Annotated in this window: 24 protein-coding genes; 8 read left to right on the top strand and 16 right to left on the bottom strand. The window is 59.7% G+C overall.

Annotated elements, in window-relative coordinates:
- Positions 1 to 3: 3 nt before the first annotated feature.
- From ABM428_RS01915 to ABM428_RS01890, 6 genes are all read right to left on the bottom strand, one after another.
- Positions 4 to 804, bottom strand: a complete 801-nt coding sequence (locus ABM428_RS01915) for a ParA family protein (RefSeq protein WP_005850775.1) — start codon at positions 802 to 804, stop codon at positions 4 to 6.
- Positions 797 to 1,405: a 16S rRNA (guanine(527)-N(7))-methyltransferase RsmG gene (rsmG, locus tag ABM428_RS01910; RefSeq protein WP_132997651.1), complete on the bottom strand. Its 609-nt coding sequence runs from the start codon at positions 1,403 to 1,405 to the stop codon at positions 797 to 799. Before rsmG ends, ABM428_RS01915 begins: the two co-directional genes overlap by 8 nt.
- Entirely contained in the window at positions 1,402 to 3,264 is a 1,863-nt protein-coding gene (gene mnmG, locus ABM428_RS01905) for a tRNA uridine-5-carboxymethylaminomethyl(34) synthesis enzyme MnmG (protein WP_132997650.1), read from the bottom strand. The genes rsmG and mnmG overlap by 4 nt, the downstream gene beginning before the upstream one ends.
- A gap of 14 nt (positions 3,265 to 3,278) precedes the next feature.
- On the bottom strand, positions 3,279 to 4,565 hold the full coding sequence (gene mnmE / locus ABM428_RS01900) for a tRNA uridine-5-carboxymethylaminomethyl(34) synthesis GTPase MnmE (protein WP_132997649.1): 1,287 nt from the start codon (positions 4,563 to 4,565) through the stop codon (positions 3,279 to 3,281).
- A 30-nt stretch (positions 4,566 to 4,595) separates the two neighbouring features.
- The gene (gene rho, locus ABM428_RS01895; protein WP_005850767.1) at positions 4,596 to 5,867 is read right to left on the bottom strand and encodes a transcription termination factor Rho; all 1,272 of its coding nucleotides are present in this window, start codon (positions 5,865 to 5,867) and stop codon (positions 4,596 to 4,598) included.
- Between the two features lie 123 nt (positions 5,868 to 5,990).
- Positions 5,991 to 6,440, bottom strand: a complete 450-nt coding sequence (locus ABM428_RS01890; RefSeq protein WP_353628105.1) for a CopD family protein — start codon at positions 6,438 to 6,440, stop codon at positions 5,991 to 5,993.
- Between the two features lie 404 nt (positions 6,441 to 6,844).
- On the opposite strand from ABM428_RS01890, the gene ABM428_RS01885 reads away from it, so the two are divergent.
- From ABM428_RS01885 to dnaQ, 4 genes are read left to right on the top strand one after another with little or no spacing between them, the layout of a single operon-like run.
- Complete coding sequence (locus ABM428_RS01885) at positions 6,845 to 7,444, top strand: nucleoside triphosphate pyrophosphatase (protein ID WP_180828503.1); 600 nt, start codon at positions 6,845 to 6,847, stop codon at positions 7,442 to 7,444.
- A complete protein-coding gene (locus ABM428_RS01880; protein ID WP_353628104.1) occupies positions 7,441 to 8,274 on the top strand; it encodes a shikimate dehydrogenase in 834 nt (277 codons plus the stop codon). Before ABM428_RS01885 ends, ABM428_RS01880 begins: the two co-directional genes overlap by 4 nt.
- Positions 8,274 to 8,864, top strand: coding sequence for a dephospho-CoA kinase (gene coaE / locus ABM428_RS01875; protein WP_184583687.1), 591 nt, complete (start codon positions 8,274 to 8,276; stop codon positions 8,862 to 8,864). Before ABM428_RS01880 ends, coaE begins: the two co-directional genes overlap by 1 nt.
- A complete protein-coding gene (dnaQ, locus tag ABM428_RS01870; RefSeq protein WP_005850757.1) occupies positions 8,857 to 9,543 on the top strand; it encodes a DNA polymerase III subunit epsilon in 687 nt (228 codons plus the stop codon). The genes coaE and dnaQ overlap by 8 nt, the downstream gene beginning before the upstream one ends.
- Here the strand turns inward: dnaQ and secB are convergent.
- Both secB and ABM428_RS01860 read right to left on the bottom strand, forming a co-directional pair.
- Positions 9,540 to 10,031 carry a protein-export chaperone SecB gene (gene secB / locus ABM428_RS01865; RefSeq protein ID WP_005850756.1) on the bottom strand — a complete coding sequence of 164 codons (492 nt, stop codon included), beginning with the start codon at positions 10,029 to 10,031 and terminating at the stop codon, positions 9,540 to 9,542. The two genes, dnaQ and secB, sit on opposite strands and share 4 nt — an antisense overlap.
- 117 nt (positions 10,032 to 10,148) lie before the next feature.
- Positions 10,149 to 10,643 carry an FxsA family protein gene (locus ABM428_RS01860; protein ID WP_353628103.1) on the bottom strand — a complete coding sequence of 165 codons (495 nt, stop codon included), beginning with the start codon at positions 10,641 to 10,643 and terminating at the stop codon, positions 10,149 to 10,151.
- A gap of 102 nt (positions 10,644 to 10,745) precedes the next feature.
- On the opposite strand from ABM428_RS01860, the gene ABM428_RS01855 reads away from it, so the two are divergent.
- From ABM428_RS01855 to ABM428_RS01845, 3 genes are read left to right on the top strand one after another with little or no spacing between them, the layout of a single operon-like run.
- Positions 10,746 to 11,405 carry a Tim44/TimA family putative adaptor protein gene (locus tag ABM428_RS01855; RefSeq protein WP_005850752.1) on the top strand — a complete coding sequence of 220 codons (660 nt, stop codon included), beginning with the start codon at positions 10,746 to 10,748 and terminating at the stop codon, positions 11,403 to 11,405.
- Between the two features lie 38 nt (positions 11,406 to 11,443).
- Positions 11,444 to 12,439 carry a murein transglycosylase A gene (locus ABM428_RS01850; protein ID WP_037942861.1) on the top strand — a complete coding sequence of 332 codons (996 nt, stop codon included), beginning with the start codon at positions 11,444 to 11,446 and terminating at the stop codon, positions 12,437 to 12,439.
- On the top strand, positions 12,436 to 13,035 hold the full coding sequence (locus tag ABM428_RS01845; protein ID WP_353628102.1) for a Smr/MutS family protein: 600 nt from the start codon (positions 12,436 to 12,438) through the stop codon (positions 13,033 to 13,035). Before ABM428_RS01850 ends, ABM428_RS01845 begins: the two co-directional genes overlap by 4 nt.
- Here ABM428_RS01845 and ABM428_RS01840 read toward each other — a convergent pair.
- Genes ABM428_RS01840 through hslV form a run of 3 tightly spaced genes read right to left on the bottom strand, consistent with a single transcriptional unit; the run spans position 13,032 to position 16,161 of the window.
- On the bottom strand, positions 13,032 to 14,261 hold the full coding sequence (locus ABM428_RS01840) for an MFS transporter (RefSeq protein ID WP_353628101.1): 1,230 nt from the start codon (positions 14,259 to 14,261) through the stop codon (positions 13,032 to 13,034). The two genes, ABM428_RS01845 and ABM428_RS01840, sit on opposite strands and share 4 nt — an antisense overlap.
- A 38-nt stretch (positions 14,262 to 14,299) precedes the next feature.
- A complete protein-coding gene (hslU, locus tag ABM428_RS01835) occupies positions 14,300 to 15,607 on the bottom strand; it encodes an ATP-dependent protease ATPase subunit HslU (RefSeq protein WP_009825703.1) in 1,308 nt (435 codons plus the stop codon).
- Positions 15,604 to 16,161 carry an ATP-dependent protease subunit HslV gene (gene hslV / locus ABM428_RS01830; RefSeq protein ID WP_005850743.1) on the bottom strand — a complete coding sequence of 186 codons (558 nt, stop codon included), beginning with the start codon at positions 16,159 to 16,161 and terminating at the stop codon, positions 15,604 to 15,606. Before hslV ends, hslU begins: the two co-directional genes overlap by 4 nt.
- 74 nt (positions 16,162 to 16,235) lie before the next feature.
- On the opposite strand from hslV, the gene ABM428_RS01825 reads away from it, so the two are divergent.
- Positions 16,236 to 17,201 (top strand): phosphotransferase, encoded by a 966-nt coding sequence (locus ABM428_RS01825; RefSeq protein WP_353628100.1) that lies wholly within the window; start codon positions 16,236 to 16,238, stop codon positions 17,199 to 17,201.
- Positions 17,202 to 17,237: 36 nt separating this feature from the next.
- On the opposite strand, the gene trxA is transcribed toward ABM428_RS01825, so the two are convergent.
- The 5 genes from trxA to ABM428_RS01800 are packed head-to-tail and all read right to left on the bottom strand — an operon-like array spanning position 17,238 to position 25,586.
- Positions 17,238 to 17,558: a thioredoxin gene (gene trxA / locus ABM428_RS01820; RefSeq protein WP_005850739.1), complete on the bottom strand. Its 321-nt coding sequence runs from the start codon at positions 17,556 to 17,558 to the stop codon at positions 17,238 to 17,240.
- Between the two features lie 37 nt (positions 17,559 to 17,595).
- Positions 17,596 to 20,973 carry a double-strand break repair helicase AddA gene (gene addA, locus ABM428_RS01815; RefSeq protein WP_353628099.1) on the bottom strand — a complete coding sequence of 1,126 codons (3,378 nt, stop codon included), beginning with the start codon at positions 20,971 to 20,973 and terminating at the stop codon, positions 17,596 to 17,598.
- Positions 20,970 to 23,933 (bottom strand): double-strand break repair protein AddB, encoded by a 2,964-nt coding sequence (gene addB, locus ABM428_RS01810; RefSeq protein ID WP_353628098.1) that lies wholly within the window; start codon positions 23,931 to 23,933, stop codon positions 20,970 to 20,972. Before addB ends, addA begins: the two co-directional genes overlap by 4 nt.
- Positions 23,926 to 24,618, bottom strand: coding sequence for a nucleotidyltransferase family protein (locus ABM428_RS01805; RefSeq protein WP_348001782.1), 693 nt, complete (start codon positions 24,616 to 24,618; stop codon positions 23,926 to 23,928). Before ABM428_RS01805 ends, addB begins: the two co-directional genes overlap by 8 nt.
- Entirely contained in the window at positions 24,594 to 25,586 is a 993-nt protein-coding gene (locus tag ABM428_RS01800) for a phosphotransferase (RefSeq protein WP_353628097.1), read from the bottom strand. Before ABM428_RS01800 ends, ABM428_RS01805 begins: the two co-directional genes overlap by 25 nt.
- Positions 25,587 to 25,594 lie beyond the last annotated feature (8 nt).

The raw sequence follows: 25,594 nt of genomic DNA, 5'->3' as shown, positions 1-25,594 counted from the left end.
TATTTATACGGCACTATTTGCCAGTACTTCTTTCGCCAGATCGCGGTACGCTTTGGCACCTTTCGACCCGCTATCGTAACTTAGAACCGGCATCGCATAACTGGGTGCCTCACTGACCCGTACGTTACGCGGAATAACGGTTCTATATACCAGTTCGCCCAAATTGCTTCGGGCGTCCTGCTCAACCTGTTGCGACAGGTTGTTCCGCTGATCATACATCGTCAGCAAAATCCCTTCGATCCGTAGGTCCTTGTTCCCGCTCTGGCGCACTTCGCGGATGGTCAGCATCAACTGCGACAATCCTTCAAGCGCGAAAAACTCGCTTTGCAGTGGGACAAGCACCGAATGCGCCGCAATCATCGCGTTCACTGTCAGCAAGTTCAGCGATGGCGGGCAATCAATCAGGATATAATCGAAGGCGTAGCTGTCCATCTGCGTCTGCCGCAGGGCGTCATGCAAAAGAAAACTACGCTTTTCATTAGCGATCAATTCCATATCTGCGGAACTGAGATCGACAGTGGCGGCAACGATATGCAGGCCTTCTGTCTCGGTCGTCATAATCACTTGATCAAGGTCGATATCCTCAAGCAAAAGCTCGTAGGTCGTAAATTCCCGATCATCCAGTTCAATGCCCAGACCAGTTGACGCGTTGCCTTGCGGATCAAGGTCAATCACCAGAACGCGCTGCTTCTGCTCAACCAAAGCCGCCGCGAGGTTGATCGTCGTCGTGGTCTTACCCACTCCACCCTTCTGGTTCGCAATCGCAATAATTTTGGGCCCCGAAGGTCGAGACAGATCAGACATGTTTGATTTCCTTGATCTTAAGAATTGCGGCGGATGGGTTCGTCTGGCTTTGGATCGCGTCGCAGGTATATGCCCAGATCTCTCTCGCTGCGGCATCCTCTGCGCGCCAGTTCTCCCCCTTCGGGAAAAGCGCAGTGCCGGAGGGTAAGAGATGGCGATCTGCAAAACCCAGCAATGCGGTCAAGTCGGACAAGGCCCGCGCGCTTAGAACGTCTGCTTCCAAGTGTTCGATCGCTTCAATCCGCGCGTTCGCCACCGTTGCGTTCAGCTCAAGCTCCCGAATGGCTGTTCTCAGGAACGCGCATTTACGCTGGTCGCTTTCGACCAAGGTAAATTTCGTCGCACGCTCGTCTTGCTGCGACATCAGCGCTACGACAATTGCCGGAAAACCGCCACCGCTTCCAAGATCTACCCAATGGCCCGTATTCGGCGCGTGGGAATAGATTTGTAGTGAATCCAGAATGTGACGCTCCCACATCTCGGTGACGCTCGGCTTGGAAATCAGATTAATCTTCGCCGTCCACTTCTCGACCAATTGCGAGAAATGCTGAAGCTTCTCCAATGTTTCACGTGAAACATCCTCCTCAAAAGCGCCCATCATGCAGACTTCTTCTGGCTGCCGCGCTTGAGGTGAGACAGAAGCAGCGTCAAGGCCGAGGGCGTCATACCGTCAATGCGGGCCGCCTGTGCGAGGTTGGTCGGGCGAGTCAGCGACAGCTTTGAGGTAAGCTCATTTGACAGCCCGTCGATGGCTTCATAATCAAAATTCGCAGGAATGACATGTGCCTCATCCTTCTGGAGGAGGTCGATATCCCGTTGCTGACGCGCGATATAGTTTGCATATAGCGCATCCCGCTCGACCTGACGGCGAATTTCGGGTTCTACCGTTTCAAGCGCTGGATTAATCAAGACGATCTGCTCGAATGTCACATCCGGAAATGCCAATAGTTGGAAACCGGTCCGCTTTGTTCCGTCCTGGCTAACCTTGATCCCTGCCGCCTCGATCGCCTTTGATGCATAGGGCGTTTTCGTGAGCTCTGCCATCGCTGCGTCGATCTTGGCCATTTTGGCGTTAAAATACGCAACCCGCTCTTGCGATACGCAGCCCAAGGCAATCGCTAAAGGGGTCAGACGCTGGTCAGCGTTATCTGCCCGGAGCGACAAACGGAATTCGGCGCGAGAGGTAAACATGCGATAGGGCTCTGTCACACCTCGGGTGGTCAGGTCATCAATCATCACGCCAATATAGCTATCGGCGCGGCTGAACGTCACCGGCTCTTTGCCCTGTGCTGCAAGCGCCGCGTTCAATCCGGCAACCAAACCTTGTGCTGCAGCTTCTTCATAACCGGTGGTCCCGTTGATCTGACCAGCGAGATATAGGCCAGGCACAGTCCTCACGGAAAGGGCCAGATCTAGGGCGCGGGGGTCGACATAGTCATATTCAATCGCATACCCGGGCTGGATGATTTCTACATTTTCCAACCCAACCATCGACCGCACATAGGCAAGCTGAACATCCTCAGGCAGGGAGGTCGAAATACCATTGGGGTAGATGGTGTGGTCATCGGCGCCCTCAGGCTCCAGGAAAACTTGGTGCGAGGTTTTATCAGCAAAGCGGACAACTTTATCTTCAATCGACGGGCAGTATCGGGGCCCTACCCCGTCGATATGCCCCCCGTACATCGCGGAGCGCGACAGGTTATCGCGAATAATTTGATGCGTTTTTTCATTGGTATGCGTAATGCCGCAGGAGATTTGCGGTGCCGACGTCGCCTCTGACAAGAAAGAGAACAAGACAGGCTCATCATCCCCGGGTTGCGATTCCAGCTTTTCCCAATCAATCGTCCGCCCGTCCAAACGCGGCGGCGTCCCCGTCTTCAGACGCCCTAGTGGCAGTTTGAACGAATCAATGCGGTTTGCCAGATCGACGGAGGCTTTATCGCCCATCCGACCGCCGGAGCGCGACACATCCCCAATATGGATGACGCCGCGCAAGAAAGTCCCAGTTGTCAATACAACCGCAGCCGCAGCGATCTGTTCACCATCGGCAAGAACGGCACCAGAAACCTTGCCATCGTTGAGAATGAAGTCGGTCACCTCTCCCTCTACGATGGTAAGATTCTCCTGGCGTTCGGTCTCGGCCAGCATTTCTTTCCGATAGATCGCACGGTCCGCTTGCGCCCGCGGGCCTTGAACAGCGGGTCCCTTGCGGCGGTTCAAAAGACGGAACTGGATGCCGGCTTTATCCGCGACACGCCCCATAACACCATCCAGCGCGTCAATCTCTCGGACTAGATGTCCCTTACCAAGACCACCGATAGCCGGATTGCAGGACATCACCCCGATCCCGTCGCGCGACATCGTGATCAAAGCAGTATTCGCGCCCATACGCGCGGATGCGTGGGCCGCTTCGGCTCCGGCATGGCCGCCACCGATAACTATCACGTCAAAATGTTTCACGTGAAACACTCCATCTATTTTCCCAAGCAAAAGCTCGAAAAGATTACATCCAGCAGGTTCTCAACGTCAATTCGGCCTACCAGCGCCTCAAGTGCGCGAATCGAATGGCGCAGTTCTTCTGATGCTATATCATATTGATCGGGGCCGTGATCCAGAACCAACATCGCAGCAGCTAATCCCTCGGCTGATTTCTGCAATGCAACGCGGTGACGTTCGTGCGTCGCAAGGCCGGCATTCAGGCTTCGCGCGCCAAGGATGGCCTGTATTCTTTCTATCAGCTGCGGTACGCCCTGCCCCGTCACACCAGATATAGCGTCGTCCGAGCTATCGCGTAAGTCAGCCTTTGGTCGCAGGACGATATCATCCGCAGCTGCGGCGACAGGCAGTTCCTCACCCTCTTCAACCAAAAACACGCGCAGGTCAGCTTGCTCGCCGCGGGTTTTCGCGCGGTCGATCCCGATGGCTTCGACCTCATCTGCCCCCTCGCGCAAGCCTGCCGTATCCAGCAAGGTCACCGGCAGGCCACCAAGGTCCATCCGGACCTCGATCACGTCGCGCGTCGTGCCCGCCACGGCAGAGGTGATCGCCGCATCGCGCCCCGCCAATGCGTTCAACAAAGTGGATTTCCCGGCATTGGGCCGGCCGATGATAGCGACCTCAAAACCCGTTCGGATACGTTCCGCCGTATGCGTACCGGCGATTTCAGCCAGAATATCGGCGTTCACCGCATTCAGCAGTTCCGCAACCTCGGGCGAGACGTCGACGGGAACGTCTTCATCCGCGAAATCGATGGTCACCTCAAGCAGCGCGGCCGCACGGATCAGTTTCTCGCGCCAGATGTCGACCTTTTGACCCAAGTGACCGGACAAAACGCGCAAGGCTTGTTTTCGCTGGGCTTCGGTCTCTGCTTCGATAAGGTCACCCAAGCCTTCAACCTGCGTGAGGTCAAGCTTGCCATTCTCCATCGCACGGCGGGTAAATTCGCCCGGCTCGGCAAGGCGCGTGCCGTCAAAACCAGAGAGCAGCGCCAGTACCGCACGCACCACCGCGATGCTGCCATGCAAATGAAGCTCAACCGTGTCCTCGCCGGTAAAGCTGTTCGGACCTTCGAAAGTCAGGACAAGCGCACGATCAATGACCTGCCCATCGGCGTCACTAATTTCCCGCACGGCGGCCACCCGCGGGGCGGGCAATGGCTGCGCGATGGTTTCAGCGATAAAAAACGCCTGCGGGCCCGAGATACGAATGACGCAAACACCGGCCCGCCCCTGCGCTGTGGCTTGGGCGAATATCGTATCCATATCATTTAACCCACTGATTTAAATGAATATTTAGCTATTCATTGAGTCGAAGAAATCGGAGTTCGTCTTGGTTTGCTTCAACTTCCCGATCAGGAATTCAATCGCATCCGTCGTGCCCATCGGGTTCAGAATACGACGCAACACAAAGGTCTTTTGCAGATCGTTTTTGTCGACCAGCAGATCCTCTTTCCGCGTACCGGACTTCAGAATATCGATCGCAGGGAAGACGCGCTTGTCCGCAATCTTGCGATCCAGCACGATTTCAGAGTTACCGGTCCCTTTGAATTCTTCAAAGATCACCTCGTCCATGCGGCTGCCGGTGTCGATCAGCGCGGTGGCGATAATGGTCAGCGACCCACCCTCTTCAATGTTCCGCGCGGCGCCGAAGAAACGTTTGGGGCGTTGCAGCGCGTTGGCATCAACACCACCGGTCAGAACCTTACCCGACGACGGCACAACCGTGTTGAAGGCGCGGCCCAGACGGGTGATCGAATCCAGCAAGATCACAACGTCGCGCTTATGCTCGACCAGACGTTTCGCCTTTTCGATGACCATTTCCGACACGGCCACGTGGCGCGTTGCAGGCTCGTCGAAGGTCGAAGAAACAACCTCCCCTTTGACACTACGCTGCATATCAGTGACTTCTTCGGGGCGTTCGTCAATCAGCAGAACGATCAAGTAACACTCGGGGTGGTTCTGTTCGATCGAATTCGCGATGTTTTGCAGCAGAACCGTTTTACCGGTCCGTGGCGGCGCCACGATCAAGCAGCGCTGGCCCTTACCGATCGGCGATACCAGATCGATGATACGCGAGGACCGGTCCTTGATCGTCGGATCATCGACTTCCATTGTCAGACGTTCATCAGGGTAAAGCGGCGTCAGGTTTTCAAAGGCGACCTTGTGGCGCGCTTTTTCCGGCTCTTCAAAGTTGATTTTGGTGACATCTGTCAGCGCGAAATACCGCTCCGCATCATCTGGCGCCTTGATCAGACCTTCGATTGTGTCGCCGGTGCGCAGCGAGTGCTGGCGGATCATCTCGGGCGAGACGTAAATGTCATCGGGGCCCGGCAGATAGTTCGCTTCGGGCGACCGCAGGAAGCCAAACCCGTCCTGCAACACTTCCAGCACACCATCGCCCGAGATTTCCCAGCCTTCATCCGCACGTTCGCGCAGGATCTGGAACATCATTTCGCCTTTACGCATGGTCGATGCGTTTTCGATCTCAAGCTCTTCGGCCATCGCCAGAAGATTCTTGGGCGTCTGCGCCTTTAGATCGGCAAGGTTAAGTGTTTCAGTTGTCATGGAAATATCCTGTTCCGATCCCGGAATGCGGGCGGGTCGTGTCATAAAAATGGGCAGATGTATACGGTCCCCGGACGGGGTGCAGGAAACACATACTCAGAATGGCGGGTTTCGTCAATCAGCTTAGAATTTCACGACGACCGAGAATACGATGATGATCATCAGCAGCGTCGGGACTTCATTCATGATCCGGTAACGTTTGCCGCTCAGCCGGTTCTCCCCCGCTGCAAAGGCCTTCACACGCCCGACAAGCCACCCGTGGAACCCTGTCATCGCAAATACGCTTGCCCCCTTCGTCCAGGGCCACACAGCGGCCCAGTCGACGATGCCCGGTGTGAACACCAGCGCCAGCCCGAAAATCCAGGTGCTAATCATCGCGGGGCGCATGATCACGGTGGCAAGCTTGAACTCCATCTTCTTGAAAAGATCGTGGGTCTGGCCGCTTTGGCCCACCTGCTCTGTATGATGCACGAGAAGCCGCGGCAGATAGAACAGCGCTGCCATCCACGAAATGACCGAGATAATATGAAGCGATTTTACCCAAGGATAGGCGATGGCAAGCAAGTCGGTCATGTCACACTCCGGTTGGTGCCTTCTTACTAATATAAATAAGAAAAGAAGAAAGATGATGATGTAAGTAGGGGGATCATTTTCTGTGGATTACTGTTTTGTACCTCGATTTATCCACCTGTGCATGTTGTGAATCCCGTATCGATGATAACTCGGCGCCGCGCGGATAAATTCACCCTTTTTCAAATACTTAATTAAAAAATTTTCAGGGGATAAACTGTGTAGCTTTGTGGATAAGCTTGGGATTAACTCCGTTCAGGGGGTTTGCGATTTATCCTTATGCCGCCCCGTATAAAGCTGGAATTTCCCGCTGGCAGACAGGGGTTTTCCCGACGCTTTCGCGCACTCTCGCCATTCGGGGGAAAAATCCCTAAGAACTTCCTAGCGTCGCACACAGGTTTATCCCCATGCCCCAACGTTTCATCCTCGCCTCCGGGTCGTCGATCCGGTCACAGCTGCTGCAACAGGCCTGCGTCCCCCATGAGGTGAGCGTGGCGCGCATTGATGAACAAATGATTAAGTCGGCCCTGCTGGCAGAGCAGGCACCCCCCCGCGACATCGCCGATACACTGGCCGAGATGAAAGCCCGCAAAGTCAGCGACAAGACCCCGGGCGCCTTGGTGATGGGCTGTGATCAGGTGCTCGACCATCGCGGGACGCTGCTGTCAAAACCCGCCACGCCAGACGAGGCGATTGCCCAGCTGAAATCCCTGCGCGGTGATCGCCATAGCTTGCTGTCCGCTGCGGTGATCGTCGAGGATGGCAAACCGATCTGGCGTCACGTGGGTCAGGTGCGGCTGCGCATGCGCGACGCGTCGGACAGTTATATAGAGGAGTACGTCGCGCGGAACTGGGACAGTATCCAACATGCGGTCGGCGCCTATAAACTAGAAGAGGAAGGCGTCAGGCTGTTCAGCGGCATTGAAGGCGATTACTTTAATGTCCTAGGGTTACCCCTGCTTGAACTGTTGAATTATCTGACGCTACGGGGGGATCTATCCGCATGAGCTTGGCTAAAATACCGCTGGCAGGTGTGATCGGATCGCCGATTGCCCATTCAAAATCCCCACAGATCCACGGGCACTGGCTGAAAACGCTTGGGCTGCAAGGTGCCTATATCCCCCTTCACGTCGAACCCGAAGACCTCCGCCAAGTGCTTGAGGCGATGCCGAAAATGGGGTTCATCGGTGCCAATGTCACGATCCCCCATAAAGAAGCGGTGATCGAGATCGCAGATATCATCACAGACCGCGCCGCGATGATTGGGGCGGTGAATACGATCACCTTCCGCGCCGACGGTAAAATTCAGGGCGATAATACGGACGGCTACGGGTTTATCGAAAACCTCAAGGCAGGCGCGCCGGATTGGGTGGCGGGTAATGGCCCCGCCTGCGTCTTTGGTGCCGGTGGCGCCGCGCGGGCCGTGATATCTTCGCTACTGGACGCTGGTGTGCCCGAGATCCTGCTCGCCAATCGCACCCGTGTGCGGGCCGAACGGTTGCGGTCGGTCTTTGGCAACCGCGTGACGGTCTACGACTGGTCGCAGGCGGGGACGATGGTCAGCCACGCCGGCCTCGTGGTGAACACCACATCGCTGGGGATGATCGGAAAATCCGAGCTGCGCGTGCCGCTTGATGGGCTGCGCGCCGATACCGTGGTTACGGATCTGGTCTATGCACCGTTGAAAACCACGCTTCTGGCAACCGCAGAGGCGGCAGGATGCGTCACTGTTGACGGTTTAGGCATGCTTTTGCATCAGGCGGTGCCGGGGTTCGAACGGTGGTTTGGCGCGCGACCGACGGTGGACCATGAAACACGCCTGGCGGCGTTGCGCTGATGTTTCTTCTGGGTCTGACCGGGTCGATCGGTATGGGGAAATCGACCACCGCACAAATGTTCGCTGATCTTGGCTGCGCCGTCTGGGACGCGGATGCCGCCGTGCATCGGCTCTATGCCAAGGGGGGGGCCGCCGTCGCGGCCTTCCAAGAAACGCTACCTGATGCGGTGGTTGCGGGCGAGGTATCGCGGCCCGCACTCAAAAGCCTGATTGATGCGGACCCCACCGTATTGAAAACGATCGAAAGCATTGTGCATCCGCTGGTCGGTGAAGATCGGGCGGCCTTTCTGGCGGAAACAAAGGCCAAGATCGTCGTGCTCGACATCCCGTTGATTTTTGAAACCGGTGGTGACAAACGCATGGATGCGGTGGCCTGTGTCACGGTCTCGGCTGACATCCAGCAAAAGCGCGTGATGGCGCGCGGGACGATGACGCTGGAACAGTTCGAAAACATCCGCGCCAAACAGATGCCAAACGATGAAAAATGCGCTTTGGCCGATTATGTGATTGAAACAGACACCCTGCCCCACGCCCGCGCGCAGGTGGAGGCCGTCATCGACGATATCAAAGGAAAGCTGTCCCATGCGTGAGATCGTACTGGATACGGAAACCACCGGATTCGACCCTGAAAGCGGCGATAGGATCGTTGAAATCGGTGCGGTTGAACTGATGGGTCACGTGGCGACCGGCAATACCTATCACCAATATATCAACCCCGAACGCAGCATGCCCGCCGAAGCCTTCGAGGTGCACGGGCTGGGCGACGACTTTTTGCGCGACAAACCCAAGTTTGCGCAGATCGGGCAGGATTTTCTGGATTTCATCGGTGATTCAAAGCTGGTGATCCACAACGCCGCCTTCGATATCAAGTTTCTGAACGCGGAATTGAAATGGATGGGGCTGCCCCAGATCCCGTGGGAACAGGCGCTTGATACGCTGGCCATCGCGCGCAAACGCTTTCCGGGTTCGCCCGCGTCGTTGGATGCGCTATGCCGCCGCTTTGGCATCGACAACACGTCGCGGACGCTCCACGGTGCTTTGCTTGACAGTGAAATTCTGGCGGATGTCTATCTAGAGCTGATCGGCGGGCGGCAACCGGACTTCGGCCTGTCGACCAAACCGGAAAAGAAAGAGGGCGATACCACTCCCGATTGGACGCCAAAACCGCGCCCGACGCCCCTACCCTCGCGGATTACCCCGCAAGAGGCCGCCGCCCATACCGAATTTGTCGATAAACTGGGCGACAGCGCTGTCTGGAAGACGCTTTAGGCGTCCGCTTTTTGCGTATTCTCGGCCTGACGGCGCGCGATCTCGTTGCGATACAGCGCAACAAAGTCGATGTTTTCGAGGTTCAGCGGCGGGAAGCCACCGTCGCGGGTCACATCGCTGACAACGCGGCGCAGGAACGGGAAGATCATGCGCGGGCATTCAATCAGCAGAAACGGGTGCATCTGGTCTTCGGGCACGTTTTCAACGTGGAAGATACCGACATAGTCGATTTCCAGCAGGAACAGCGTCGCGTCGCCGCCTTTGGCTTTTGACGTGACCTGAAGCTTGATCGCGGATTCATACTGGTTCTCGGCCGACCGCTTTTTCGCATCCAGATTGACCTGAACCTGAACGTCGGGCTGCACATCTGTCGGCGCGCCTTTTTGCGCCATGATGTTTTCAAAGGACATATCACGAATGAACTGACCCAGAATGCGCATCTGCGGCTGTGCGGCCTGGGTCGGTTGTGTTGCTTCTTCTTCAGCCATTTAGAGGCTCCTTAAGACAATAAACTCATTTAGTCGGGCTTATCAGATCGCCTTGCCGCGCTCAATGGCCCGCTTCAAATGGCCTGAAGTCGGTGGCCCGCAGTCAATGCCCCGTCGTCAGTGATCCGTCCAGCCAGAGGGGCGTTTGGGCCCGCGGTCCTGTTCCGACAGCTCGTGATACTCGCCATCGATCACATCCCCCTGCATCGGACGATGGGGTTGCGGGCGCCGTGGCCCCGAGGTGCCGCCCATATGGACGCTGCTCACGTTGACCTTGCTGCGTGCAGCTTTGAACGCAGCGGTACGCACGCTGGGGATCAGCAGCGCAAAGCCCAGGGCATCGGTGAAAAACCCCGGTGTCAGCAGCAACGCGCCGGCAAACAGGATCATCGCGCCATGCACCAGCGGTTCGGTCGGATCACGGACTTCGGACAGGGACGATTTGATCTGGCCAAGCGCCAGCGCACCCTGTGCGCGCATCAGATAGGTGCCGATGATCGCGGTAGAAACAACAATCGCCAGCGTCCAGCCGAGGCCAATTGCCCCACCCACCTGAATGAACAACGTTATTTCTATCAACGGTACGGCAATAAAAGCCAAAAACAGCCACATGGCATGCGTCCTTTCCTATGGGCCAGAGTGGACTTGGCCCGGTTCACACCCTACATAGGGGCACTAGACCGACGTTTCCATGTTTCTCAGCACGAGGTACCTATGAATTCGCCCATGATACAGCTTCTGGTACTGGCCGCTATTGCCGTGTTCCTGATCCTGCGGCTCAAGAATGTGCTTGGCACACGCACCGGTTTTGAAAAACCGGCCGAGGTCAGCGAGAAACCCGAACGCCCCAGCGGCCCCGCGTTCGAAGTCATCGAAGGTGGCCCCGATCTGGATATTACCGATCACGCGCCCGAAGGGTCCGATACCGCGCTCGCCCTGGCCGAGATGAAGCGTGTCGAGCCGTCCTTTGGGGTCAGCGACTTTCTGGGCGGCGCCCGCGGCGCCTACGAGATGATCGTGATGGGCTACGAACACGGTAATCTGGACGAGATCAAACCCTTCCTTTCGGAAGACATCTACGAAAGCTTTGTCGAAGGTGTTGCCGCGCGTGAAGACCAGGGCCTGACCGTGGAAAGCCACTTTATCGGCATCCGCGAGATGGAGCTTGAGAACGCCACGATGGACAAGACCACCAACGAGGCAGAGCTGACGATCCGTTTCGTGGCCGAGCTGACGTCGGTCGTGAAAGACCGCGATGGTGAAATCGTCGAAGGCAGCACGACAGAGGTCAATCGTCAAAAAGACACATGGGTGTTTGCCCGTGTCATGGGCTCGGATGATCCAAATTGGCTGCTCGTTTCTACAGACGGTTAAAACGTGCCTGTGCGGGTGCATTGCTGTGGGCGGGCCTGATGGCGCCGCCCGCTTCTGCGACAGATGTGTCCTATTCGATCCTGTCGTTCGACCAGCTTGAGGGGTGGGAAACCGACGACCACGCCGCCGCCCTGCGCGCGTTTCTGAATACCTGCGGTGATATGAAGGATGTCGATTGGCGCAACATCTGCGCCTATGCCAAATCCGACCCCGACCCGCGCCAGTTCTTTGAACTTCTGTTCCGGCCTGTGTTGATCGAGGACGGAAACGAGGCGATGTTCACGGGCTATTTCGAACCTGAACTTGACGGTGATCTCTACCCCTCCGACCGCTACCGCTATCCGGTCTATGCCATGCCGCCAGAGGCGAAGGCGAACAACCCGTGGCTGACCCGCCGCGATATTCTGGATACCGACGTGATGAAGGGCCGCGGCCTTGAAATCGCCTATGTCGACGACCCGGTCGAACTTTTCTTTCTGCAAATCCAAGGCTCTGGCCGGATCAGGCTGCCCGATGGCAATTATCTGCGTGTGGGTTACCGTGGGGCGAACGGCCACCCGTACCGGTCGATCGGCGTCGAACTGGTGCGCCGCGGCGTCTATGACCCGCATCAGGTAAGCGCAGAGGTGATCAAGAACTGGGTCCGTCGTAACCCTGATGACGGGCGCGAGCTGCTGTATCACAACCCGTCTTATGTGTTCTTTCGCGAGGTCAATCAGGTGCCCGCCGATCAGGGGCCGCTTGGCGCGATGAACCGGTCGGTGACCACCCTGCGCACCGTCGCTGTGGACCCCAAGTTTGTACCGCTCGGCGCCCCTGTCTGGATCGAAAAAGAGGGCAAGGAACCGATGCATCGCTTGATGATCGCGCAGGATACCGGGTCGGCGATCAAGGGCGCGCAACGGGCGGATGTGTTCTTTGGCACCGGCGACAAGGCGGGGCGTGCCGCGGGCAAGCTGCGTGATCCGGGGCGGATGATGGTCCTGATGCCGATCCAGCGCGCCTATGCGCTTTTGCCGGAGCCGCTGCTATGAGCCGCAAGCGTCTGGATAAGGATGATCTGTCGCTTTGGAAAAAGGTGACAGAGCGGACGGAAAAGCTCGACGTTGACAAGCTGTTCCGCGCCGAGATTGACGGCACCTCCTCGATCCACGGCCCCGCACCAACGCCGCCGCAAATCCGCAAGCGCAGCTCTGTCGTCATGGGCAAGCCCGATCCCAAGCCGCGGCGAAACACCCATGATCTGATGCCTTCCCTGCCCGATCAGCTGCGTCAGGCACCGGTGCAGATGGATTCAAAGGCGTTTGGCAAGCTCAAGCGGGGCAAGATGCGCCCCGAGGGTCGCATCGACCTTCACGGTATGACGCTGGACCGCGCGCACCCTGCGCTGACCAAGTTCATTCTGGGCTCGCATGCCAAGGGGCGACGCCTTGTCTTGGTGATCACCGGCAAAGGCAAGATGCGCGACGAAGGCGGCCCGATCCCCGTGCGCCACGGCGTGCTGCGCCATCAGGTGCCGCAATGGCTGTCGATGCCGCCGCTGTCGTCAGCCGTGCTTCAGGTCAGTCAGGCGCATATCAGCCACGGCGGCGGCGGCGCCTATTACGTCTATCTGCGGCGTCACCGTTAGGCTGTGGCGGGCGCGACCAACCGCTTGCGGTAGCGTAGCACCCCGACCGTCGCCATGATCGCGGCCACGGCATAGTAGATCGCAATCGGGATCATCTGCTGCGGGAAATCAACGCCCAGATCAATGAACAGCCCCGTCACCCCCGGCCCGATGGCCGACCCGAACACCATCAGCGCGGCACCCACGGCCTTGATCGACCCGATATAGCGCGTGCCATAGAATTCGGCCCAGAAAACAGAGGTCGCGGTCGCCTGCATCCCCTGCCCCACGCCAAAGATCATCAACCCGACACCCGCCATCGCAATCGTATCGGCAAAGGCGAGCACGGCGAAAGACAGCGCAAAAGGCAGCATTTGCACCGGCGTGACCCGCGTCACGCCAAACCGGTCGATTGCCCAGCCCGACACAAAGGTCGAGACCACGGATGTCACCGTATAAAGCGGCATCAGCGCGACAAAGCTGACCAGCGTCCAGCCCTTCACCTCTGTCAGGTGGACCTGCTGAAAGAACAGCGCCGTCCCCCACGCCGGAGGACCGATCACCAGCGGGATCATCAGCCAGAACAACCCATGACGGATCATCTGCACCCGCGTCCAGTGCTGCCCGTCCATCCCCGCCGATTGCGTGCTTTGCGCCATGGATTGCGGCGTACGCTCTTGCCGCAGCAACAGCAGCATCACCGGCATGGTGATCAGCACCAAAGCGGCGGCCAGCACCCAAAGGCTGCGCCAGTGAAAGCTTGCGAAAAGGGCGACGAAGACGACAGGCAATATCGCCTGACCCGCCGCAAAACCCATAGACGACAGCGACAGCGCCTTGCCCCGTGCGGCTTCGAACCAGCGCACCATCGCCACGGCCCCAAGCTGAGACATCATCCCCTGCCCGGTCAGACGCAGCGCATAGATGACAAAGATCAGCGCGATCCAGTTAGGCACAGCGGCCATCGCCAGACAGGCGCCCGCCAGCGCGACCATTACCCAGAATGACAGCCGACGCACCCGAAACCGGTCTGTCAGCACACCCGCCCAGATCATCGTGATCGCCGAGAGCGTCGTGCCGATGGTATAGATCCCGCCCCATTGACCGTCAGACAGCCCGAAACTGCCCTTAATCTCGCCCGCGAAAAGCGAGATGAAATAGGTCTGCCCATAGGCCGAGGTAAATGTCAGCAGGAAACCCGCCAACAAGAACACCCAATTGGCGCGGATAAATCTGAAGTATGCCATGCGCCATCATTCTCAGGCGCATGGCAGATTGAAAAGCCCTAAAGAACGTAGCGTGACAGATCGGTGGATCGTGTCAGTTCGCCCAGGTTCTTCTCGACGAAATCTCCGTCGACGGTGATCTTTTCGCCGGTGCGATCCGGCGCGCTGAACGACAGCTCTTCAAAGACACGCTCCATCACGGTGTAAAGCCGCCGCGCGCCGATATTCTCGATCGACTGGTTCACATCGGCGGCGATCTTGGCCAGCGCCTTGATACCTTCGTCGGTGAATGTGACCTCGACCTCTTCGGTGCCCATCAACGCGGTATATTGCAGCGTCAGCGCATTGTCGGTCTCGGTCAGGATGCGAACGAAATCATCCTCCGTCAGCGCGCGCAGCTCGACGCGGATCGGCAAGCGGCCCTGCAATTCGGGCAACAGGTCGGACGGCTTGGCAATATGGAAGGCGCCCGAGGCGATAAACAGGATGTGATCCGTTTTCACCGGTCCGTGTTTTGTCGATACGGTGGTGCCTTCGATCAGGGGCAGCAGGTCGCGCTGCACGCCTTCACGGCTGACATCGCCGCCACGCGCGTCAGAGCGGGCGCACACCTTGTCGATCTCGTCCAGAAAGACGATGCCATTCTGCTCTACCGCTTCGATCGCGGCGCGGTTGACGGTTTCGTCATCCAGCAGCTTGTCGGCCTCTTCGCTGATCAGCACCTCGTAGCTTTCGGCGACTGACAGGCGTTTCTTGACCGTCCGGCCGCCCATGGCTTTGCCAAAAAGATCGCCAAGGTTCATCATCCCCATACCGCCGCCGGGTTGTCCGGGGATATCCATCGCCGGAAACGGGCTAGAGGTATCGGCGACTTCAAGCTCGATCATCGTATCGTCCAGCTCGCCCGCTTTCAGCTTCTTGCGGAACATATCGCGGGTGCCTTCGCGGGCGTCCTTGCCCGCAATCGCGTCAACAACGCGTTCTTCGGCGGCCTTATGCGCGCTGACCTTCACGTCCTCGCGCATGTATTCGCGGGTCATGACGATGGCGCTGTCTACCAGATCACGGATGATCTGTTCCACATCGCGGCCGACATAGCCGACTTCGGTGAATTTCGTCGCCTCGACCTTGAGGAAAGGGGCCCGCGCCAGTTTTGCCAAGCGGCGGCTGATCTCGGTCTTGCCCACGCCGGTAGGCCCGATCATCAGGATGTTCTTGGGGTAGACTTCGTCGCGCAGATCATCGCCCAATTGCTTGCGGCGCCAGCGGTTGCGCAGCGCCACGGCAACGGCGCGTTTGGCGTCGTTCTGGCCGATGATAAAACGGTCAAGTTCAGAGACGATTTCGCGGGGGGTCAGATCGGTCATTGTGTGATTTTCTCCACCGTGAGGTTACCATTGGTATAAACGCAGATGTCCGACGCGATCTTCATCGCATCCCGCGCGACGGTTTCGGCGTCGCGGTCGCTGTCCATCATGCCGCGCGCCGCGGCCAGCGCGTAATTCCCGCCCGACCCGATGGCCGCGACAGAATGTTCAGGCTCCAGCACGTCGCCCGCGCCGGTGATCACCAGCAGCTCGCGCCCGTCTGACACGATCAGCATCGCTTCGAGCTTTTGCAGGTATTTGTCGGTGCGCCAGTCTTTGGCAAGCTCGACACTGGCACGCGCCAACTGCCCGGGCGTGGCTTCAAGCTTGGCTTCAAGCCGTTCCAGCAGCGTGAAAGCATCAGCGGTCGATCCGGCAAAGCCCGCCACAACGTCAAACCCGCCGGGGCTGAGCCGGCGCACCTTGCGTGCGGTTCCTTTGATCACGGTTTGGCCAAGGCTGACCTGACCGTCGCCCGCGATCACGACTTCGCCGTCTTTCTTCACACCGATAATGGTGGTCCCGTGCCAGCCGGGGAATTCTTGCTTTGACATGTAGCCTCCATAGTTCAAACCTATATGAAAACCCCGCCGCTGTTTCGCAAGGCTAATGTCCCGAAAGGATTTGAATGCCCCCGGTAGACGACCTGAAAACCAAAGGATTTCAGATATTTGAGCGATTGTCGGCCAAGGCGGGGATTGCGCCCGAAACCTGTACCTGCGTGGCCGAGTGGATCAAGGATGACAGCAACCAGCGCCAGATCGTGCAGCGCTATGACGGGCGTGACGGGGGCTCTGTCGTGTTCAAACACGTGGCACGTCCGTGGGATACCGACAGGTTCACCGCGATGCTTGCGGCCCATCAGGCAGCCTGTGACGCGCTCGACGGCGTGCCCGGCTATAGCGTGCCACAAATCCTCGCGGCGGAGGCGGGCCAGCAGGCCTATCTGATGTGCTTTGCCAAGGGCGACACGTTTCTGGACCTGTGCCGCCAGACAGAGGATCACGCCCCCTTGCTGCGACGGGCGGGCGGCTGGCTGGCGGCGTTTCACGGGGCCACTTTGCAGGGCACCCATCCGTTTCAGCCGCGGTTCATGGTCAATCACCTGCACCGTCTGGTGGCGCGTGTTGAAAGCGGTGCGCGTCGGATCAACGGCAAGCAACGATTTGCGGCCTATGTGGGCCGTATCGCGGACTTCGCGCCACAGGCCCAAGGACACGCGGGCCGGATCGCAGCGAAACATGGCGACCTGAACGGGTATAATCTGGTGATGGCGCCCGACGAGACGGCAGCGTTCGATTTTTCAGCGACCACACCGTCGCCCGTGGGCTATGACATCGCGCGGCTGCTGCAAAGCTATACCCAGATGGTCGGCGACCTTGATGCCTTGCCCAAAAGCCACAGCGTTCCCCCCGCCGCCTGGGACGCGTTCTTTGAAGGATACACGCTGGTCCCGCCCGATGATCCCACGGTGCACTTCCTGACGCGGGTGCAGATCCTGACCGACTGGAACCGGATTCAAGAACATGGATCTATCGCCAATGTCATGCGGTTCGAGCGGATCAAAAAAATAGCGCGCCAAGCCTTTGCCTGACGCGCCATTGAATGTGCTTGCTGCGGGTGCGGCAGCTTAGATCGACTCTTCGATCCAGCCTTGCAGCGCGGCCTTGGGGCGGGCGCCCGCCAGGTTCGATACGACTTCGCCGTTCTTGAAGATGAACAGGGCAGGGATGCCGCGCACACCCATCTGGGCGGGGCTGTTGGGGTTTTCGTCAACGTTGACTTTGACGATCTTTACCTTGCCGTCCATCTCGGAGGAAAGTTCCTCGAGCGCGGGGCCGATCTGCTTACAGGGGCCGCACCACTCAGCCCAGAAATCCACCACAACGGGGATATCGGAATTCTTAACTTCTGCGTCGAATGTTGCGTCTGTGACTGCGACGGTTGCCATGTTGCTGCTCCTGCACGGGGTTGGTTAGAGTGGGAACCTATGTAGCCCCATGCGTCCCGTCAAGATCGCGCACCCGCGATAGGGCGTTTGTGATCAGCGCGTCGGGCAGTTCCATCAGCGTGGCGGTACGGGTCCATAAAATAGCGGTGCGGATGCGGTGATCGGGAAACACCTGCGCCAGCGCTGCGGCATAGGCCCCCATCTGGCGCAACAGGCCTTCGGGGCAGCGATCAGGCGTATCGGGCACCACGCGGTTGGTTTTGTAATCCACCAGCAATACATCCGTATCCGACACCAGCAGCCGGTCGATTGTCCCGTGCAGCCGTTCGGGGCCCAAGGGCGCGGTGATCGGTACCTCTGCCAAGGCGTCCTTGCCAAAGACATGGGCCAGTTCGGACGTATCCAAGACCGCGATCGCCTCTCTCAAGGCGGCTTGGGCGACGGTTTCATCATACCCCTGCGCCAGCGTGTGCAGCACACCGTTCCAGCGGTCGCTGTGCATCATGGGCAGGGTTTCCAGCATCTTATGCACCAGATTGCCGTAGGATTTCGCCGCATCTTCCGATTGGCCATCGTCGCCGGGCAGGGCCTTGGCGCCGCCCAGATCAGAAGGGGCCAGCGTTTTGGCACGCAGTGGGATATCGGTAAGGGCTGTGTTGAAAACAGGCTCTAACACTGGCGTTGTATGGGTTTTGGGGGCGGAGTCGATCACTGGCAGCGCATCCCAGTCGCCATGTTCAAACCGCATCCCGCCCGAGCTGCCAACCGGCTTGGCACCGGCTTGACCCATCGCGGCACCGACCATCTGATACCAGCTGTTGCCATCCTTGGGCAGCTCTCCCGCCGCGGCCACGATCAGCCATTTCTCGGCCCGCGTCATCGCCACATAGAGCAGCCGCAGCCGTTCGGCCATCTCGCGCGCCTTGCGGTCGTCCAGCGCGCCGCGCATGGCAGCGGGCATATCCCCTTCGGACAGTTTCCACACGGGCGTGTCACCGATCTTGATGATCTCGTCCCGGATCACCAAAGGGCGTTTGCCCGTGTCCGGCAGGATCACGATCGGCGCCTCAAGCCCCTTCGCCCCGTGCACGGTCATCACCCGCACCTGATCCGAGGCATTGTCGATCTGGCGCTTGATCTCGAGGTCGTCGGTCTGCATCCACACCAGAAACCCCGTGAGGCTGGGGATCGCGCCGCGCTCGTACGATAGCGCCTGCGAGAGCATGGCGTTGATCCCGTCCTCTGCCTCTGATCCCAGCCGCGCCAGCAGCTTGCGGCGCCCGTCATGGCGGGTCAGGATACGTTCGATCAGGTCATAGGGCCGCAGGAAATCGACCTGCGCCCGCAAATCTCGCAAGATCGCAACGGTTTCGGGGTAGGCATCGCTGCTGCGCAAGGCCTGCCACAGGTGATCTTCCTTGCGGTAGTGGGACAGGGTGAACAACATCTGCTCTGTCCACCCGAACAAAGGCGATTTCAGCGCCGTCGCCAGCGACAGGCTGTCTTCGGGCGTGGCAAGAAAGCTCAGCAGCGCCGCCAGATCCTTGACCGCCAGTTCGGCCCCGACCTTGAGCCGGTCCGCGCCCGCAATCGGCAAACCGGCGGTTTTGCACGCGCGGATGATTTCCGAGAACAGATCACTGCGCCGCTGCACAAGGATCAGAAAGTCACCCGCCCGAATACGCCGCCGCGCAAAGGCACCGGGGGTATCGGTATCGACGGGAAGATAATGTTCGCCCTCGGTCAGTTCCTTGATCTGCGACGCGACCTGATCGGCCAGAACGACTGTATGGTGATGCGCCGACTTCTGATCGACAGGATCGGACCATTCACGGTCATCGGGTTCGTCGGTTTTCTCGACCACGGGCCAAAGATCAACACGGCCGGGCAGGGCGGATTTGAACGCCTTATGCGCCGCATCCGCCTGAAACCCTGCATCCGTATGCGGGGCGAGCGTTGTATCTACCAGTTGCAGGATCGCCGAGGACGATCGGAACGAATATTCAAGGCTGCGCCGTTGAAAGATCTGACCCGCTTGGGTGATCTTTTGTTCAAACAGATCCTGTTTGTGATCAAACTCGCGCGGGTCGGCCCCCTGAAAGGAATAGATCGACTGTTTTTTATCGCCCACAACGAACAGCGTGCGGTCTTCCTCTTCTCGGGCACCGTCGCCACTGTAGAATTCATCGGCCAGCCGTTCGATGACATCCCATTGGCGCGGGCTGGTATCCTGCGCTTCGTCCACCAGAATATGATCAATGCCACCGTCGATCCGATAAAGCACCCAAGCCGCGACCGCAGGGTTGGTCAGCAGCGCCCGCGCCTTGAGGATCAGATCATCAAAGTCGAGCCAGCCGCGTTTCTGTTTCTCGTGGGCATAGATTTCAAGGAAGCGATGCGCGAATTGATGCAGCACATGGGTCTTTTGCGCCGCCCGCAGCGCCAGCCGCGCGTCACGGGCATCTTCGACCCGCCGCATCAGGTCATCGACCTGCGGCATCAAATCAAACAGCAGCTTTTGCGTCGGTTTCGTGGGCAGGCTGCCGACCTTGGCGGTAAAGGGTTCCTTGGCACCCGCACCGGTCAGCATCACGTCTTCCAGAACGGGCAGGGCGGAGATATCCATTTTCTGGATCGTCGCCAGCTTTTCCGCCGCTTTGCCGTCCAGCCCGCCCTTGGCCCGCATCTGCGGGATCATCTGTTCAAGGATCATCGCCTCTGATCCCAGAAACACCGAAGCCGTGATCTTGTCCTCGGTCAGGTCGGCGGGCTGATCGAACAGCGCCAGCACATCTTCCCATGACAGCACAGTGGCAAAGCCTTCGCGCTGCCCGACGATACTGCGGGTAAGCTTGCTGAAATCCTCGCCCGTGTACATCCGCGCCAGCGTGGTGATCAGCGCGGCATCCTGCCCCTCGGCCATGGTATCCACGATCTCGGCCCGCAGCAGATCGGCGGCGCGGTCTTCGATTTCGGTGAACTGCGGGCTCACCCCTGCTTCCAGCGGAAAGCGCCGTAATAGAGACGCACAGAACGAATGGATCGTCTGGATTTTCAGCCCGCCGGGGGTTTCGATGGCGCGAGCAAACAGGGTGCGGGCCATGCGCAGCTTTTCGGGGGTAAAGCCATCCTCGACCCCCAGCTCCGACAGTGAATGACGCAGATCGGCGTCGGTCAGCATGGCCCAGGCACCGAGCCGTTTGAACAGCCGGTTCTGCATCTCTGACGCGGCGGCCTTGGTGTAGGTCAGACACAGGATATGCTGCGGTTCGACCCCGTTCAGCAACAGCCGCGCCACGCGGTCGGTCAGCACGCGGGTTTTACCCGACCCCGCATTCGCCCCCAACCACGTAGAGGCATCGGGCCGCGCCGCGTCGATCTGGGCGCGGGTGGCGTCGTCAAAGGGGGCGGTCATGTCAGATCCTCCGGCGTGGGTTCGGTCGTGGCATCCCATTCGCCAAACCGGGCCAACTGGTCGTAATCGCCTGCAAAATCCGTGGTTTTCACCATTCGGCGCGCGGTAAACCCCTGTTCATCCGACAGGTAGCTGGTGATCAGCGCGTGCAGCTTGGCCAGCACCTCGTGCGGGGGCTCATCCTCAAGCGGCGCTGGGCGTTCCACCGGTTTGCTGCCAAGCCCGATATAGGCGGCTTGGGCAACGGGGGCGGGGCCGATTTCCTTGAAGCCGCCTTCCTCGACCATCGCGGCTTCGAGCAGCAACTGCTTATCAAAGGCTTTCTGCTCGGCCACACTGGGCGGCGTGCCGGTCTTGTAGTCATAGATCAGAATATCGCCATCTTCCGTCCGGTCGATCCGGTCGGCAAAGCCCATAAGGGTAAACCCCAGATCGGGGAACTCATGACTGCCCTTGGCGGCTTTTTCAAAAGCGGCGGGGGTGGAATAGCTTTGTCGCTGCAATTCGTTTTCGATGAACCAATCGGCAATCCGTTCGATCTTGGTCAGCCACATGACGCGCGCGGCGGGCCAGGGGGCTTCGGCCTCTAACACGGTGCAGGCAGTCTCTAACAAATGGCTTTTCGTCAAAAGTGCAGGCTCCGCTGTCACCGACTTGATGAACCGTTCCATGATCTCGTGCACGATGATGCCACGCACAGGCGCGTCTGGCGATTGCACCAGCGGGTTCAGCGCACGCAGTTTCAGGCTGTGTTTGGCATAGATCGCATAGGGATCACGGATCAGGCGCTTGATCTCTGTCACGGACAGCGCGTGGGGGCGTGCGGCACGGGGCGGGCGCGGCGACGGGCGCGGCGCGGGGGGCACACGGGTCACGGTTTCCAGCGCACGGGCCTGATCCAGCCAGTGGTCGCCGCGTTTTATCATCGCCTTCCACGCCGCATCGCCGCCCTGCGCGGGCAAACCGTTCAGCAGGTTGCCCAAGCGGTTGAGCCAACGCGAAGGCACGGTCTCAGCCTCGTCCGACCGGATCGCGCGGGTCAGGCAGACCTCGGGCGCGGCGATGGATTGTTGATAGTCATGCGCCGACAGGCCGATCCGCCGTTCGGGCAGCAGCAAACCGGCTTTCAGGCGCATCTGGCGGTTCAGCCAAGGGTCTGGCGGCGGGGCTTCGGGCCATGTGCTGTCGTTCAGCCCGCCAAGGATCACCAGATCGGCGCCCTGCACGCGGGCCTCGAGCGTGCCCCAGATCATGACGTTTGGATGTGGCGCATCGCGGTCGCGGATTTCGCCCTGTTGCAGCAGGGCTCCCACCAGATCGGTGTAATCCGCCGCCGACATCTCGCCCCCATAGGGCGCGTTTTCGGCAAGATCGTTCATCACCTTCGCCGCCTCTTCGCCCGCGTGATGCTGCCACAACCCGTTGGGCTGGCTTGGCGTGGCACCGTCGGCGATGGCATCGGCCAGCGCCATATGCAGGGCGACCCAGTCTTCCAGCGGTCGGTCGCCGGTGAGTTCGCAATCGGTCAGATGGGTGCCGACCCAATCGGCCCAGACATCCATTTGCGCGGGGTCTTTCGACCGCGATACCGTCTTGCGCGCCAGTTTCAACACACCTTCCGCATCCGGATAGGGCAGCCCGTCGCGGCGCAGTTGCAGTTCCAGCCGTTGGGTGTTGAGCTGGTGAAAATTGCGATCGCCGCCGCTGTGGGTCAGCGGATGTTTCAGCAGGGTCAGCAAGGCTTCGGAATCCAGCTTGCGCAGGAACAGATCGCCCACGTGACGCAAGAACCGACCCGGAGGCGACAGATGCAGCGGCAGGCCCGCGCTGTCGTCGGGCAGGATGTTCCACCGGTCCAGCGCCGAGGTCACCTGACGCGATAGCATCCGGTCGGGGGTGATCAGCGCGGCGGTTTTACCATCCTCGACCGCTTGGCGCAGGCGCAGCGCAATCGCAAGCGCTTCGGCACGCGGGGTAGGGGCCTGTATCAGGGTTAACCCTTCGGTGGCCTGATGCAAATCGGGCAGTTTCGGCCCTTCGGTCAGCCAGACGTGGGTCACAGGGGCAGGGCGCAGGGACAGCGACACCAATGCATTGCGCGCGGCAGAGGGCGGCGGCGTGTCGGTCCAGGCCTCGATCTTGCTGCGCGACATCTCAAGCTGGCGCAGCAGGTCGCGGAACCGGTATTGCGGATGATCCTGCGAAATCTTTTCCTGATCCTCGCCCAGATCGGTCCAGACCGCTTGCGGCATGTCGAAACAGAAACCGGGGAGCACAAGCGCGCCTTGTGGCAGCTTTGCCACCGCCTCCATCAGCAGGGCAGAGGTGCCCCGCGATCCGGTAGAGCCTGCGACGATCACCGGATGCCGGGGCGGGTTCTGCTCCCACTCTGCGATCAGGCGCTGTGCGACCTGACGTTGCCGCGCACGCGGATCGGGGCGGGTGACGCTTTCCCCCAGATACTGATGCGCGATGGCGAGGAACTGTTTCGCGCGTTCCCAATGGCCCGATTGGTCACTGACATCCAGCTCGGTCACGGCCTCGACCGGTACGCCTTCGCCCTGCATTTCGTCGATCAACTGCGCCAGACTGTCCGACAGGTCATAAAGCGACGCGCGCGGGGCCAGTTCAGGGGCCTGATCCAGCAGCTTTGACACCAGCGTAATCAACTCTAACCGGCGGCGTAGAGCCGGACCGGGGCGCGACAGGTCAACGCCGCTGCCAAGGGTATCAAGGTTGTCGATCAGATGGATGCGCGGCAGCAGGCTGGGCGGGCCCGCGTCAAAAATATCGCGCAAACGCCGTTGCATCCGGCGGGTGTTCACCACCAGATCGATCCGCCCGATGGCATGGGCGGGTTGCCCTTCCAGCCGCGAAAGCAAACCCCGCACCAGTTCCTTGGGGAAGTCGACGCCCGGGGCCAGCCCGAAAACGCGCGGTGCGTCCTGCGGTTCAAACATCGGCGGCGTCCAGCATGTCTTCGGCAAGGGTGATCCCGCCGGGGTGGCCAACATCGCACCAGCCGCCGGGATAGGACAGCCCGTACATCCGCCCGCGGTCCAGCATCACATCCCACAAGAGGTTGAGCGAGAATGCACGCTCTGAAATCGTCTCTAACAGGTCGGTTTTGATGATCTGCACCCCGCCATAGACAACGCCCGGCCCGCGTTTCAACGCGCCGTCGGTGCCCATTGTAAAGTCTCCGTCGCCCCCATGCCCCACGGCCTGCGTCACCGGCACGCCCATCAGCAGCGCATCCATCCTGTCGGGGTCCCATGCGTCTGCCAGCAAGGACAGCGGGTTGGGGCCCGCCCAGATCGCATCGGTGTTCATGGTAAACACCGGCCCGTCGCCCAAAAGCGGCAACGCATTGCGCAGCCCGCCGCCGGTTTCCAGAATATCGGGCTGTTCGACAATCGTCTGCACGTCGCGCCCTGCCAGATGATCCAGCAGCGCCTCGGGCTTATAGTGCAGGTTCACAACGATCCGCCGCGGCGCGACACCGCGCGCCAGATCAAGCGCGTGGTCGATCAACGGCTTGCCCGCGACAGGGATCATCGGCTTGGGCTGGTCTTTGGTCAGATGTTGCATCCGCGTGCCGAAGCCGGCGGCAAACATCATCACGGCATCTGGGGCATGGCGCATCTGGCTTTCAAATCCTTCAGAAAATCGGGGGTCGGCGCGGGAAGAGCGGGACGCAGCACTTTGGCCAAGGGCGCAAGCGCCGGATCATCAAGGTTACGCTGCACATAGCCCCAAACACGGGGGATGAAATCGACGTAATGCGCCTTGCCGTCGCGCAGGCAAAGCCGTGCAAAGATCCCCAAGATCCGCAGGTTGCGTTGCAGGCCAAGCAAGGCATAGGCTCTGCGGAAGGCGGCATCATCCTGACCGCTATGCCGGATGTAATGGGCGATCATCGCCGTCTCGATCTGCGGGATCACATCGCGCCGCGCATCTTGCAGGATCGAAACCAGATCATAGGCGGGGTGGCCCTGCAGCGCGTCTTGGAAATCCAGCAGCCCCACGCGGGCAGAGCCCGTCCTCTCGGGCCGCCACAACAGATTTTCAGCGTGGTAATCGCGCAGGATGATCACACGGGGGCTATTGTCCAGCGCGCGGGCCAGCGGGGTGAAGAGGGCGTTAAACTCCGCCGCGGCGCCGCTGTCGGGGGCGTACCAGTCAAACACCATCTGCGCCGCCTCTGTCAGCCAATCGGCATCGCAGAGCGGCAGATCGGGGGGCGGGGCCTTGTGCAGGTCCAGCAGACAGTCCGTCGCGGCGGTATAAAGCTGCCGCGTCATCGCGGGCGATTGGACCATCAGCCGCGCAAACAGGTCATCGCCCAGATCCTCGATCAGCAGAAAGCCGTTGCCTGCGTCTTGCGCGTAGATCTCGGGCGCGCTCGCCCCTTGGGCGCGCAGCCAATCGGCTATGCGGACAAAGGGGCGCACGTCTTCGCCCTTGTCGGCGGGGGCGTCCATCAGCACGGCGGTGCGGCCATCATCAAGGATCAGACGGTCATAGCGGCGGTTCGATGCGTCCCCGGCCAGCAGATCGCGCCGCGCCTGTGCCCACCCCGCATCGGCAAGGAAGCTTTCCATAGCGGTCATACGGCCGT

The organism is Sulfitobacter sp. TCYB15 (assembly GCF_040435955.1).
Classification (GTDB): domain Bacteria; phylum Pseudomonadota; class Alphaproteobacteria; order Rhodobacterales; family Rhodobacteraceae; genus Sulfitobacter; species Sulfitobacter pontiacus.
This window is presented reverse-complemented; position numbering and strand designations above follow the sequence as displayed.